The organism is uncultured Alistipes sp. (assembly GCF_963931675.1).
Classification (GTDB): domain Bacteria; phylum Bacteroidota; class Bacteroidia; order Bacteroidales; family Rikenellaceae; genus Alistipes.
The window spans coordinates 2,062,246-2,075,018 of sequence record NZ_OZ007039.1; the positions used below are offsets into that span (position 1 = coordinate 2,062,246).

Genomic DNA, 12,773 nt, shown 5'->3' on the forward strand with positions numbered 1-12,773 from the left:
CGAAGTCGTATTTTTGTCACTTGTATGACGCGCATATCCGATATTTTGGTCGAGTGGTACGCACGCGAGGGACGCGACCTTCCGTGGCGCCGTACCCGCGATCCCTACCGCATCTGGCTCTCGGAGGTGATCCTCCAGCAGACCCGCGTGGCGCAGGGGCTGGCCTACTACGAACGCTTCACGGCGCGTTTTCCCGACATCGCCTCGCTGGCCGCGGCCTCCGAGGACGGGGTGCTGCGCCTCTGGCAGGGTCTCGGTTACTACAGCCGGGCCCGGAACCTGCTGGCCGCGGCCCGCGAGGTCATGGAGCGCTTCGGCGGGGAGTTTCCCCGGACGCTGGAGACGGTGCGCACGCTGCGCGGCGTGGGCGACTATACCGCGGCGGCGATCTGCTCGATCGCCTTCGATACACCGTGTGCCGTCGTCGATGGCAACGTCTACCGGGTTCTGTCGCGCCTTTTCGACCTCGACCTTGCGATCGATTCCACGCCGGGGCGCCGCGCCTTTGCCGAACTGGCCCGTGCGGAACTCGATCCCGGCCGCCCGGGGCTTTACAACCAGGCGATCATGGATTTCGGGGCCTTGCAATGCACCCCCGTGTCGCCCCGCTGCGAGGTATGCCCGCTTTCGGAGCGGTGCCTGGCCCTGGCGGCCGGGAGCGTTGCCGAACGCCCCGTCAAACAGGGCCGGACCCAAGTGCGCGACCGCTGGTTCCACTACCTGCACGTCACTTCGGGCGACCGGACGCTGCTTTGCCGCCGCGAGGGGCGCGACATCTGGCAGGGTCTCTACGAATTCCCGCTGCTGGAGACCGCCGCGGCGGCCGGCTTTTCGGAACTTGTCGGCGATTCGCGCTTTACCGAACTGCTGGGCCGGGCGCCGTGGCACCTGTTGCGGAGCACGCCGCTGCCCGTGCACCAACTCACCCACCAGCGTCTCCACGCCTGCATCTACCGGATCGAAACCCCGACCCTGACCCCGGCGGCCGCCGCAATCGCCGTCCGGACCTCGACACTCGGCGACTACGCCGTGCCGCGGCTGCTCGAACGCTACCTCACCTCGCCGGAGGCTATTTTATAAGGTAGGCGATGTAGGTGGCGTAGATCACCAGAAACAAAGTCCCTTCCCATCGGTCGACGGCCCGGCGGCGGAAGGTGAAGGCCGTCAGGAAGAGCAGCACCGAACTCAGCAGCACGACCAGCAGATCGACTGCGGAGATTCCGCCCATGGTCAGCGGGTGGATCGAGACGCTCAGTCCGAGAATCAGGAGGATGTCCATTTTGCGATCGGTTTTTTGCGGCTTTATTCGAGCAGGAGGAGGCTGACGGCCATCAGGGCCATGCCGGCGACCACGCCGTAGATCGAGGTGTGGGCTTCGCCGTATTCGCGGGCGGCGGGGAGGAGTTCGTCGATGGAGATGAAGACCATGATTCCGGCCACTCCGGCGAGGATGCATCCCATGAGCGTTGCGGACATGAAGGGCATCAGCACGAGGTAGGCCAGCAGGGCGCCGACGGGTTCGGCCAGCCCCGAGAGGAGCGAGAGCCGGAAAGCCCTGGCACGGTCTCCCGTGGCGTAGTAGATGGGGATCGAGACGGCGATGCCTTCGGGGATGTTGTGGATGGCGATGGCCACGGCGATGGCGACGCCGAGGGTGATGTTGTCGACGGCCGAGGTGAAGGTGGCGATGCCCTCGGGGAAGTTGTGGATGCCGATGGCGAGGGCCGTAAGCAGCCCCATGCGCATGAGTTTCGGATTGCGGGGCTTGTGGTCCATCTCCTCGACGCTGTGGGCCTCGTGGGGGTTTTCGACCGAGGGGACGAGGCGGTCGATGATGCCGATGAGGAGGATCCCGGCGAAGAAGCTCAGGACGGTGACCGAACCTCCGAGCCGCGACCCCCATTCGGCGGTGAGGGCGACATGGGCCTGCTGGAAGAGCTCGACGAACGAGACGTAGATCATCACGCCGCCGGAGAGTCCGAGCGAGAAGGAGAGCAGACGCTTGTTGGTTCGTTTGGCGAGGAAGGCGATGGCGCTTCCGATTCCGGTTGCGAGACCGGCTCCGAGGGTCAGCAGCAGGGGTGCGAGTATGTTGTATTTTTCCATAGGGTGTCGAACTGCGGTTGTCTGCGGGCAAAGATAGTGCACAAAACGGAAGAAGCCAACCGCGTGGAATCGGTATTTTTGTCCGAAAAGGGGTTTTCGGGGGAGGGTCGGGTCGGGAAACGAGGGCCGCCGATGCTTTTCCGGAACGGGCCCGGAGGGGCTTGGGCTCCTGTTCCGGCGGTGCGTTGACGGAATGTTGAAAAAAAATGGGAAAAAGGTTTGCAGGGGCGGCGAAAAACCCCTATATTTGCAGACAATTACAGCGGTCCGAATCCTATGAATCGTAACCCCCACGTCCCAATGGCACAGAAGTTCTGGCAGCAGGATTATTGGTCGGGGTCTCAATTTTCGACGGGATTCGGCATTATTGTTTTATTAGGGTAACTGTTTCGGTTGCCCTATTTTTTTATGCGACGGAGCCGATGAAGACATTTTACGAGAACGCCGAGATTTATCGCGGGGGCCGTTTCGAGAGGGGGCGGCTGGTCGTGGAGGCGGACCGGGTGGTTGCGGATGCGGCGCCCGGGCCGGAGGACCGGATCGTCGATCTCGGGGGGCTGTACCTTGTTCCGGGGCTGGTCGACGTGCATGTCCACCTGCGCGAACCGGGCTTCCCGCAGAAGGAGACCATCGCCACGGGAACGGCCGCTGCGGCCCGCGGAGGCTATACGACGGTCTGCTCGATGCCGAACCTGAACCCGGCGCCCGATACGCCGGAACACCTCGAACGGCAGTTGGAGATCATCCGCCGCGACGCCGTGGTGCGCGTGAAGCCCTACGGGACGATTACCGTGGGACAGCGCGGCTGCGGCGAACTGGCGGATTTCGCGGCCCTGGCTGCGGAGGTCGTGGGCTTCTCGGACGACGGACGCGGGGTGCAGTCGGCCGAACTCATGGAGGAGGCGATGCGGCGTGCCGCAGCGGTCGGGAAACCGATCGTGGCGCACTGCGAAGTCGACGGACTCCTTCACGGAGGCTATATCCACGACGGCGACTACTGCCGCGCACACGGCCATAGGGGCATCTCGTCGGAGAGCGAGTGGCGGCAGGTCGAACGCGACATCGCGCTGGCCGCGAAGACCGGCTGCCAGTACCACGTCTGCCATGTCTCCACGAAGGAGAGCGTCGGCCTGGTGCGTGAGGCGAAAGCGCGTGGTTTGCGCGTAAGCTGCGAGACGGCCCCGCACTACCTGCTGCTGTGCGACGAGGATCTGCAGGAGGAGGGGCACTTCAAGATGAACCCGCCGCTCAGAAGCCGCGCCGACCGCGAGGCGCTGCTCGCAGGCATCCAAGACGGCACGATCGAGGTCATCGCCACGGACCATGCCCCGCATACGGCCGAGGAGAAGTCCCGCGGGCTGGCCGGGAGCGCCATGGGCATTGTGGGCATCGAGACGGCCTTCCCGCTGCTCTATACGGGGCTGGTGAAACCGGGGATCCTTTCGCTGGAACGGCTCGTGGAGCTGATGTCGACGTCTCCGCGCCGGATCTTCCGGCTCGAAGGGGGCATCGATGCGGGCCAGGAGGCCGATTTCACGGTGCTGGACCTCGGAGCGCGCTGGACGATTGATCCGGAGGAGTTCCTTTCGAAGGGCCATGCCACGCCCTTTGCGGGCCGCGAGGTCGAGGGGCGTGCGGTGCTTACGGTGGTGGGCGGCCGTGCGGTTTACGATACGCTGACAACGAATTCAATCAGATAAGGACAGACAAGGATGAAAGCTTTTACGAAAAAAATTGTCTTGGAGAATGGCCGCGAGTTCTACGGATTCGGGTTCGGCTCCGACCGCGAGGCCATCAACGAGATCGTCTTCAATACCTCGATGGTGGGGTACCAGGAGATCATGTCCGACCCGTCGTACACGGACCAGATGGTGGTGATGACCTACCCGCTGATCGGCAACTACGGTATGACGGACGACGACTATGAGACGAAGACGCCGACCATCGGCGGGATGATCGTTCGGGAGTACAACGACCTTCCGTCGAACTTCCGCTATACGAAGACGCTGAACGAGGTTTTCGAGGAGTATGACATTCCGGCGATTTCGGGGGTTGACACGCGGGCGCTGACGCGGATCATCCGCGACGAGGGCACCCAGAAGGTGATCATCACCGATGCCGCGACGCCTCGCGAGGAGGCTTTGGCCCGCCTGAAGGCCTACGAGATGCCGCATGACATGGTTTCGCGCGTGAGCTGCAAGAAACGCTGGATGTCGCGTGTGGCGAACCACAAGTACGATGTGGTTGCGATCGACTGCGGCATCAAGTACAACATCGTCCGGTTGCTGAACCGGGTGGGGTGCAACGTGATCGTGATGCCGTACAACTCGACCGTGGAGGAGGTCCTGGCCTTCCGTCCGGACGGCATCGTGCTGTCGAACGGTCCCGGCAACCCGGCGGACGTGACGTCGGTGATCGAGCTGGTGAAGCAGCTGCGGGGCCGTCTTCCGATCTTCGGGATCTGCATGGGTCACCAGCTGATCTCGCTGGCCTACGGGGCGAAGACCTTCAAGATGAAGTTCGGGCACCGGGGTGCGAACCATCCGGTGAAGAACCTGGTGACGGGGAAGCTGGAGATCACGAGCCAGAACCACAGCTATGCGGTGGATATCGACTCGCTGAAGGGCACGGGACTGACGCTTACGCACGTCAACCTGCTGGACGGCACGGCCGAAGGCGTGGAGTGCGCCGCGGAGGGCGTCTTCTCGATGCAGTACCATCCGGAGAGCGCTTCGGGTCCTCAGGACAGCGCCTATCTGTTCAATAAGTTCACTAAAATCATGGAGGAGTACAGACATGCCTAAGAGAAAAGATATCAGAAAGGTAATGGTGATCGGGTCGGGCCCGATCGTGATCGGCCAGGCCGCGGAGTTCGACTATGCGGGCACGCAGGCGTGCCTGGCGCTCAAGGAGGAGGGTTACGAGGTGATCCTCGCCAATTCGAATCCGGCCACCATTATGACCGACACGCATATTGCGGACAAGGTCTACATGGAGCCGCTGACGCTGGAGTACGTGGCGAAGATCATCCGCTACGAGCGTCCGGACGCCATCGTCCCGGGTCTGGGCGGACAGACGGGTCTGAACCTGGCGGTGCAGCTGGCCAAGAAGGGGATCCTGAAGGAGTGCCAGGTGGAGATCCTGGGCACGTCGTTCGACTCGATCGAGCGGGCCGAGGACCGCGAGCTCTTCAAGGAACTGTGCGAGTCGCTGGGCGAGCCGGTGCTTCCTTCGGAGATTGCCACAACGGTCGAGGAGGGCGTGGAGGTTGCCGCACGAATCGGCTACCCGGTGGTGCTGCGTCCGGCCTTCACGCTGGGCGGTACGGGCGGCGGCTTTGCCGACGACGAGGCGCAGTTGCGCGAGATGATGCGCAACGGACTGTCGCTTTCGCCGGTGCACCAGGTGCTCGTCGAGAAGAGCATCAAGGGCTACAAGGAGATCGAGTTCGAGGTGATGCGCGACCACAACGATACGGCGATCAGCATCTGCTGCATGGAAAACATCGACCCGGTGGGCATCCATACGGGCGACTCGATCGTCGTGGCCCCGAGCCAGACGCTGACCAACAAGGAGTTCCAGATGCTGCGCGACTCGGCGCTGAAGATCATCCGTGCGCTGAAGATCGAGGGGGGCTGCAACGTGCAGTTCGCGCTGGATCCGCTCTCGTTCAAATACTACCTGATCGAGGTGAACCCGCGCGTGTCGCGTTCGTCGGCCCTGGCGTCGAAGGCCTCGGGCTACCCGATTGCGCGTGTGAGTGCGAAGATCGCCGTGGGGCTGACGCTCGACGAAATCCGCATCGCCAACACGCCGGCGTCGTTCGAGCCGACGCTGGACTACGTGGTGACGAAGGTGGCCCGCTTCCCGTTCGACAAGTTCTCGGACGCCTCGAACAAGCTGGGCACGCAGATGAAGGCCACGGGCGAGGTGATGTCGATCGGCCGCACGATGGAGGAGTCGCTGTTGAAGGCGGTGCGTTCGCTGGAGACGGGTGTCTGCCACATCTACCACAAGAAGTTCGACTCGTGGACGAACGACGACCTGCTGGATTACATCAAGATCGGCACGGACGACCGTCTCTACGCCATTGCGCAGCTGATCCGCGGGGGCGTGGACCTGGCGCTGATCTACGACAAGACGAAAATCGACATGTTCTTCCTGGAAAAGTTCAAGAACATCGTGGAGTTCGAGAAGGTGGTCCGCGCACATCCGATGGATGTGGATACGCTTCGTGAGGCCAAGCGCATGGGCTTCAGCGACAAGTATATCGGTCAGTTGTGGGGCCTTTCGCAGCATGAGATGTACCGTCTGCGCGAGAAGCACGACATCTTCCCGGTCTACAAGATGATCGACACGTGTGCGAGCGAGTTTTCGTCCTACGTTCCCTACTTCTACTCGACCTACGAGGAGGAGAACGAGTCGAAGGTGAGCGACAAGAAGAAGATCATCGTGCTGGGTTCGGGCCCGATCCGCATCGGCCAGGGCGTGGAATTCGACTATTCGACGGTGCACGCGATCTGGTCGATCCGCGAGGCGGGCTACGAGGCGATCATCATCAACAACAACCCGGAGACCGTCTCGACGGACTACACGACGAGCGACAAGCTCTACTTTGAGCCGCTGACGGTCGAGGACGTGATGAACGTCATCCACCTGGAAAAGCCGCAGGCGATCGTGGTGTCGCTGGGCGGACAGACGGCGATCAACCTGGCGGAGCCGCTGGCAGAGCTGGGGGTTCCGATCATCGGTACGGACTGCGAGGCGATCAAGAATGCCGAGGACCGCGGGTGCTTCGAGCGGATCATGGAGGAGCTGGGGATCCCGCAGCCGGAGGCCGAGGCGGTGACGGACATCGAGGCGGGAGTGAAGGCCGCTTCGCGAATCGGCTATCCGGTCCTGGTTCGTCCGAGCTACGTGCTGGGCGGGCGTGCGATGCAGATCGTCTCGAACGAGGAGCGGCTGCGCCACTACCTGCAGACGGCCGTGGAGGTGAACGTGGACCAGCCGGTGCTGGTGGACCGTTACATCATGGGCAAGGAGCTGGAGGTCGACGCGATCTGCGACGGGAAGGATGTCTTCATCCCTGGCATCATGGAGCACGTCGAGCACACGGGTATCCACTCGGGCGACTCGATCAGCGTCTATCCGACGTTCAGCGTGAGCCAGAAGGCCAAGGAGAAGATCATCGACTACACGGTTCGTCTGGGTCTTCGGATCGGCATCGTGGGACTTTATAACATCCAGTTCATCGTGGCGGGCGACGACGACGTCTATGTCATCGAGGTGAATCCGCGGTCGTCGCGCACGGTTCCGTTCCTGTCGAAGTCGACGGGGGTTCCGATGGCGCACATCGCCACACAGGTGATCCTGGGCAAGAAGCTCCGCGAGCTGGGTTACACGCAGGTGTACGGTGCGGAGAAGGCGCGCTGGTACGTGAAGGCTCCGGCGTTCTCGTTTGCGAAGATCCGGGGTATGGATTCGTACCTTTCGCCGGAGATGAAGTCGACGGGCGAGGCGATCGGCTATGACGACAAGCTGACGCGGGCCCTGTACAAGGCGCTGCAGGCGACGGGGATGCACGTTTCGAACTACGGGACTGTGTTCGTGACGATTGCCGATCAGGACAAGGAGCAGGCGCTTCCTCTGGTGAAGCGTTTCTACGACCTGGGCTTCAACATCGAGGCGACGACCGGCACGGCGGAGTTCCTGCGCGAGCACGGGATCCGCACGCGGACGCGGCGCAAGCTGAATGAGGGGAGCAACGAGATCATCGACGCCCTTCGCCAGGGACATATCAGCTATGTAATCAATACGATCGACATCAACCAGCACAACACGCGCCTGGATGGCTATGAGATCCGCCGCACGGCCGTTGAGAACAACGTGACGGTCTTCACGGCGCTGGAGACGGTGAAGGTGCTGCTGGACGTGCTGGAGGAGATCACGCTGCGGGTCTCGACGATCGACGCGAAATAAATTCCGTAAGAACCATGTACAAGAAGGGGGTTTATCGGATCGAGGCGAACGAACGGCTGACGGAGACGGTGTGGCGGATGCGGCTTGCGGGCGACACACAGTGGATTACGGTGCCGGGACAGTTCGTGAACATCGCGCTGGAGGGGAAGTACCTGCGCCGTCCGATTTCGGTGTGCGACTGCGACGAGGGCACGCTCACGCTGATCTACAAGGTCGTGGGCGAGGGTACGGAGCAGATGAGCCGTCTGGAGGCGGGCGCGGAGCTCGACCTGCTGACGGGTCTCGGGAACGGCTTTTCGACGAACAACAATGCGCGCCGGCCGCTGCTGGTCGGCGGGGGCGTGGGGGTCCCCCCGCTCTACGGACTGGCTCGCCGGCTGCTTGCCGAAGGGAAGCCGGTCGAGGTGGTGTTGGGCTTCAACACGGCTTCGGAGGTCTTCTACGAGGAGGAGTTCCGGGCCCTGGGGTGCCACGTGACGGTGGCTACGGCCGACGGTTCGCGGGGCATCGAGGGCTTCGTGACGACGGCCATCGCCGCGGCGGGCCTGAATTTCGACTACTTCTATGCCTGCGGTCCGCTTCCGATGCTCCACGCGCTCTACAATGCCGTGGAACAGGACGGACAGATGTCGTTCGAGGAGCGCATGGGGTGCGGATTCGGGGCCTGCATGGGCTGCACGTGCAAGACGAAATACGGCAACAAACGCATCTGCCGGGAGGGCCCGGTGCTGCAGAAAGGAGAGATTATATGGTAGGGAAGCAGATAGTGCCCGAAGGAACGGTCACGGAGGTGGACACTTCGGTTGAACTGTGCGGCCTGCGGCTGGACAACCCGGTGGTTCCGGCCAGCGGGACGTTCGGCTACGGCTATGAGTTCAAGGATTTCTACGACATCAACATCCTGGGTTCGTTCTCGTTCAAGGGGACGACGCGCGAGCCGCGCTTCGGGAACCCGACGCCGCGCATCGCCGAATGTACGGCGGGTATGATCAACTCCGTCGGGCTTCAGAATCCGGGCATCGACGCCGTGATCCGGCATGAGCTGCCGCGCCTGCGTCAGTTCTTCCGCAAGCCGGTGATCGCCAACATCTCGGGCTTTTCGGTCGAGGAGTACGCCTATTGCTGCGAACGGATCGACAAGCAGGAGCAGGTCGGGATCATCGAGGTGAATGTCTCGTGTCCGAACGTGCGGCACGGGGGCATGTCGTTCGGCAACAGCCCGGAGACGGCCGCGGAGGTGACGCGGGCGGTGAAGGCCGTGACGACGAAACCGGTCTTCGTGAAACTCTCGCCCAACGTTACGGACATCGTTTCGATCGCCCGGGCGTGCGAGGAGGCGGGGGCCGACGGCATCTCGCTGATCAATACGCTGCTGGGGATGCGCATCGACATCCGCCGCCGCCGTCCGGTGATTGCCAACACGATGGGCGGTTTTTCGGGTCCTGCGGTCTTCCCGCTGGCCCTGCGGATGGTCTACCAGGTCTCGAAGGCGTGCCGGATCCCGGTCATAGGGTGCGGGGGCGTGCAGTCGGCGCGCGACGTGATCGAGATGATGATGGCGGGCGCCACGGCCGTGCAGGTGGGCGCCGCGAATCTGGTGAACCCCTACGCCTCGAAGGAGATCGTCGAGGCGCTGCCCGGGGAGATGCGGCGGCTGGGTATTGACAGCCTGTCGGACATAATAGGTATAGCATAGTATCGAAGAATATGGAACGAGACGTTATCATTGCCTGTGATTTCAAATCCGCGGAGGATACCTTCCGCTTCCTCGACCTCTTCCGGGACGAGGTGCGCAAACCCTTTCTGAAGATCGGCATGGAGCTCTACTATGCCGAGGGCCCGTCGATCGTACGGGAGATCAAGCGCCGGGGGCACCGGATCTTCCTCGACCTGAAGCTCCACGACATTCCCAACACGGTGAAGAAGGCGATGGCGGTGCTGTCGCGCCTGGACGTGGACATGTGCAACGTCCACGCCGCGGGGACGATCGAGATGATGCGGGCGGCGCTGGAGGGGCTCACGCGCGAGGACGGCACGCGGCCGCTGCTGATTGCCGTGACGCAGCTGACCTCGACGAGCGAGGAGCGGATGCAGCGCGAGCTGCTGATCGGGGCGTCGATCAACGACACGATCGTCAAGTATGCGCAGAATACGCGCGAAGCCGGACTGGACGGCGTGGTCTGCTCGCCGCTGGAGGCGGGGATGGTCCACGAGGCGTGCGGCACGGAGTTCCTGACCGTAACGCCGGGCGTTCGGTTTGCCGACGGCGACGTGGCGGACCAGGTTCGTGTGACGACTCCGGCCCGGGCGCGGAAGATCGGTTCGGATTTTATCGTCGTCGGTCGCCCGATCACGGCGGCGGCGGATCCCGTGGCGGCCTACCGCCGCTGTGTGGCGGAGTTCGTCGGATAGCCTCCGGCCGATTTTTTGCACCGGACGTCGGACAACCGAAAAATGTGAACCGTCATGAAACCAGTCAAACTGTTTTATCTGAAGACGTGCCCCTTCTGCAAGAAGGCGCTGCGCTACATCGAGGAGGCGAAGGCGGCCCATCCCGAACTGGCTCCGATCGAGATCGAGATGATCGAGGAGTCGGAGGAGCCTGCGGTGGCCGACCAGTACGATTACTACTACGTGCCGACCTTCTACGTCGGCGGGGAGAAGGTCCACGAGGGTGGCATCTACCCCGACGAGGTGGAGGCGGTGCTGCGCCGGGCGCTGGAGTAGGGACGGGAACTGCGGACCCGGGGCCTGGGGCTCGATCCCGGGCAGCCGGATTGTTTGGACCTCGGGGCCAGGGCTTGATCCCGGACAGCCGGACCGTTCGGGACCCGGGGCTGAAATAATGAAAAACACGAAAAGCATACGACAAATATGGAAAAAGCTATTGCCAGGGATTTGCTGTCGATCGGCGCAGTCTTTCTGCGCCCGGAACAGCCGTTTACATGGGCCAGCGGCATCAAGAGCCCGATCTATTGCGACAACCGTTTGACGCTGACGGCTCCGGAGGTCCGCAAACACGTCGAGGCGGGTCTTGCGGAGATCGTGCGCACGAAGTACCCCGAAGCGGAGGTGCTGATGGGGACCTCGACGGCCGGGATTGCCCATGCGGCCATCACGGCGACGATCCTCGATCTGCCGATGGGCTACGTGCGTTCGGGGTCGAAGGACCACGGGCGCGGCAACCAGATCGAGGGCCGGTTGGAAAAAGGCCAGAAGGTGGTGGTGATCGAGGACCTGATCTCAACGGCGGGGTCGTGCATCGAGGTGGTGAACGCCCTGCGCGAGGCGGGAGCCGAGGTGCTGGGCGTGGCATCGATCTTCACCTACGGGATGAAGAAGGGCCTCGACCGGCTGAAGGAGGCGAAGGTCGTGAACTACAGCCTTTCGAATCTCGACGCACTGGTGGAGGTCGCGGCCGAGGAGGGCTACATTCGGGCGGAGGACAAGGAGCGTCTGTTGCAGTTCCGCGACAATCCGTCGGACGAATCGTGGATGAACCGTTAAAAACGAGGATATGATGCGACATTTGATAGACCCGACGGATCTGACGGTGCAGGAGACCGAGCAGATCGTAGCCCTGGCCGAAGACATCATCGCCAACCGGTCGAAATACAGCGAAGCGTGCAAGGGCAAGAAGCTGGCGACGCTCTTCTACGAGCCTTCGACCCGCACGCGCCTGAGTTTCACGTCGGCAATGCTCGAACTGGGCGGACAGGTGATCGGTTTTTCGGACGCCAACTCGTCGTCGGTATCGAAGGGCGAGACGGTGGCCGACACGGTTCGTGTGATTCGCTGCTTTGCGGACATCATCGCCATGCGCCACTTCAAGGAGGGGGCGCCGCTCGTGGCGTCGCAGTACGCGGGGGTCCCGGTGATCAACGCCGGGGACGGGAGCCACTCGCACCCGACGCAGACGCTCACGGATCTCCTGACGATCAAGCGCGAGAAGGGGCGTTTCGACCACATGACGATCGGTTTCTGCGGTGACCTGAAGTTCGGCCGCACGGTGCATTCGTTGATCAAGGCGTTGTCGCGCTACGAGGGTATCGAGGTGATCCTGATTTCTCCCGAGGAGCTGCGCCTGCCGGACTACATGCTGCAGGAGATGCAGGCCAACTCGAAGCTTACGTTCCGCGAGGTGCGCACGATGGAGGAGGTGATGCCCGAGCTGGACATCCTCTACATGACGCGCGTGCAGAAGGAACGCTTCCTGGACGAAGAGGAGTTCGACCGGGTGAAGAACAGCTTCGTACTGAATCCCGAGAAGCTGCGCACGGCGAAGGCGGACATGACGATCCTGCACCCGCTGCCGCGCGTGAACGAGATCACGCGGGCGGTGGACAACGACCCGCGTGCGGCTTACTTCCGGCAGGTCGAGAACGGCAAGTTCGTGCGTATGTCGCTGATCCTGACGCTGCTGCGATGGGCGGACGAGAATCGGCCGTTCGCACATACGCCGGTTTTCAACGAGGAGTACATCGTCAACGAACTGGTATGCCCGAACCGGCGCTGCATTTCTGCGACGGAGGATGTGGACCAGCTGTTCCGCCGGATGCCCGACGGCACGTGCCGCTGCGCCTACTGCGAGGCGAAGGCGCGGTAGCGGGCTGTGGGGATGGGCGGCGGAAAGCTCCTGGCTGCTGCGGAGGATTTCGCTCCAGGGGGGCGTTCGGAACCCGGGGTGT

General features: G+C 62.8%; 12 protein-coding genes. 10 read left to right on the forward strand and 2 right to left on the reverse strand.

Annotation, left to right across the window (positions count from 1 at the left end; all coding sequences use genetic code 11):
* The first annotated feature begins 24 nt into the window (after positions 1-24).
* Complete coding sequence (mutY, locus tag ABGT65_RS08825; protein ID WP_346701439.1) at positions 25-1,080, forward strand: A/G-specific adenine glycosylase; 1,056 nt, start codon at positions 25-27, stop codon at positions 1,078-1,080.
* Here the strand turns inward: mutY and ABGT65_RS08830 are convergent.
* Both ABGT65_RS08830 and zupT read right to left on the reverse strand, forming a co-directional pair.
* Positions 1,070-1,279 (reverse strand): hypothetical protein, encoded by a 210-nt coding sequence (locus ABGT65_RS08830; RefSeq protein WP_346701440.1) that lies wholly within the window; start codon positions 1,277-1,279, stop codon positions 1,070-1,072. The genes mutY and ABGT65_RS08830 overlap by 11 nt on opposite strands.
* Before the next feature lie 23 nt (positions 1,280-1,302).
* The gene (gene zupT / locus ABGT65_RS08835) at positions 1,303-2,106 is read right to left on the reverse strand and encodes a zinc transporter ZupT (protein ID WP_346701441.1); all 804 of its coding nucleotides are present in this window, start codon (positions 2,104-2,106) and stop codon (positions 1,303-1,305) included.
* Positions 2,107-2,528: 422 nt separating this feature from the next.
* Between zupT and ABGT65_RS08840 the strand changes: the two genes are divergently transcribed.
* The 9 genes from ABGT65_RS08840 to pyrB all read left to right on the forward strand — a co-directional run bounded on the left by ABGT65_RS08840 (position 2,529) and on the right by pyrB (position 12,691).
* Complete coding sequence (locus ABGT65_RS08840) at positions 2,529-3,806, forward strand: dihydroorotase (RefSeq protein WP_346701443.1); 1,278 nt, start codon at positions 2,529-2,531, stop codon at positions 3,804-3,806.
* 12 nt (positions 3,807-3,818) lie between these two features.
* Positions 3,819-4,910 carry a glutamine-hydrolyzing carbamoyl-phosphate synthase small subunit gene (gene carA / locus ABGT65_RS08845; protein WP_346701445.1) on the forward strand — a complete coding sequence of 364 codons (1,092 nt, stop codon included), beginning with the start codon at positions 3,819-3,821 and terminating at the stop codon, positions 4,908-4,910.
* The gene (carB, locus tag ABGT65_RS08850) at positions 4,903-8,085 is read left to right on the forward strand and encodes a carbamoyl-phosphate synthase large subunit (protein ID WP_346701447.1); all 3,183 of its coding nucleotides are present in this window, start codon (positions 4,903-4,905) and stop codon (positions 8,083-8,085) included. The genes carA and carB overlap by 8 nt, the downstream gene beginning before the upstream one ends.
* A 14-nt stretch (positions 8,086-8,099) precedes the next feature.
* A complete protein-coding gene (locus tag ABGT65_RS08855; protein WP_346701448.1) occupies positions 8,100-8,840 on the forward strand; it encodes a dihydroorotate dehydrogenase electron transfer subunit in 741 nt (246 codons plus the stop codon).
* Positions 8,834-9,781 carry a dihydroorotate dehydrogenase gene (locus ABGT65_RS08860; protein WP_346701450.1) on the forward strand — a complete coding sequence of 316 codons (948 nt, stop codon included), beginning with the start codon at positions 8,834-8,836 and terminating at the stop codon, positions 9,779-9,781. The genes ABGT65_RS08855 and ABGT65_RS08860 overlap by 7 nt, the downstream gene beginning before the upstream one ends.
* Positions 9,782-9,792: 11 nt before the next feature.
* On the forward strand, positions 9,793-10,497 hold the full coding sequence (pyrF, locus tag ABGT65_RS08865; RefSeq protein WP_346701452.1) for an orotidine-5'-phosphate decarboxylase: 705 nt from the start codon (positions 9,793-9,795) through the stop codon (positions 10,495-10,497).
* A gap of 54 nt (positions 10,498-10,551) precedes the next feature.
* The gene (locus ABGT65_RS08870) at positions 10,552-10,812 is read left to right on the forward strand and encodes a glutaredoxin domain-containing protein (protein ID WP_346701454.1); all 261 of its coding nucleotides are present in this window, start codon (positions 10,552-10,554) and stop codon (positions 10,810-10,812) included.
* Between the two features lie 147 nt (positions 10,813-10,959).
* Positions 10,960-11,592, forward strand: coding sequence for an orotate phosphoribosyltransferase (pyrE, locus tag ABGT65_RS08875; protein ID WP_346701456.1), 633 nt, complete (start codon positions 10,960-10,962; stop codon positions 11,590-11,592).
* Positions 11,593-11,605: 13 nt separating this feature from the next.
* Positions 11,606-12,691 (forward strand): aspartate carbamoyltransferase, encoded by a 1,086-nt coding sequence (gene pyrB, locus ABGT65_RS08880; RefSeq protein WP_346701458.1) that lies wholly within the window; start codon positions 11,606-11,608, stop codon positions 12,689-12,691.
* Positions 12,692-12,773: the final 82 nt, after the last annotated feature.

Coding starts and splice junctions, on each gene's coding strand:
- mutY (WP_346701439.1), top strand. CDS start 25: ATGACGCGCATATCCGATATTTTGGTCGAGTGGTACGCACGCGAGGGA.
- ABGT65_RS08830 (WP_346701440.1), bottom strand. CDS start 1,279: ATGGACATCCTCCTGATTCTCGGACTGAGCGTCTCGATCCACCCGCTG.
- zupT (WP_346701441.1), bottom strand. CDS start 2,106: ATGGAAAAATACAACATACTCGCACCCCTGCTGCTGACCCTCGGAGCC.
- ABGT65_RS08840 (WP_346701443.1), top strand. CDS start 2,529: ATGAAGACATTTTACGAGAACGCCGAGATTTATCGCGGGGGCCGTTTC.
- carA (WP_346701445.1), top strand. CDS start 3,819: ATGAAAGCTTTTACGAAAAAAATTGTCTTGGAGAATGGCCGCGAGTTC.
- carB (WP_346701447.1), top strand. CDS start 4,903: ATGCCTAAGAGAAAAGATATCAGAAAGGTAATGGTGATCGGGTCGGGC.
- ABGT65_RS08855 (WP_346701448.1), top strand. CDS start 8,100: ATGTACAAGAAGGGGGTTTATCGGATCGAGGCGAACGAACGGCTGACG.
- ABGT65_RS08860 (WP_346701450.1), top strand. CDS start 8,834: ATGGTAGGGAAGCAGATAGTGCCCGAAGGAACGGTCACGGAGGTGGAC.
- pyrF (WP_346701452.1), top strand. CDS start 9,793: ATGGAACGAGACGTTATCATTGCCTGTGATTTCAAATCCGCGGAGGAT.
- ABGT65_RS08870 (WP_346701454.1), top strand. CDS start 10,552: ATGAAACCAGTCAAACTGTTTTATCTGAAGACGTGCCCCTTCTGCAAG.
- pyrE (WP_346701456.1), top strand. CDS start 10,960: ATGGAAAAAGCTATTGCCAGGGATTTGCTGTCGATCGGCGCAGTCTTT.
- pyrB (WP_346701458.1), top strand. CDS start 11,606: ATGCGACATTTGATAGACCCGACGGATCTGACGGTGCAGGAGACCGAG.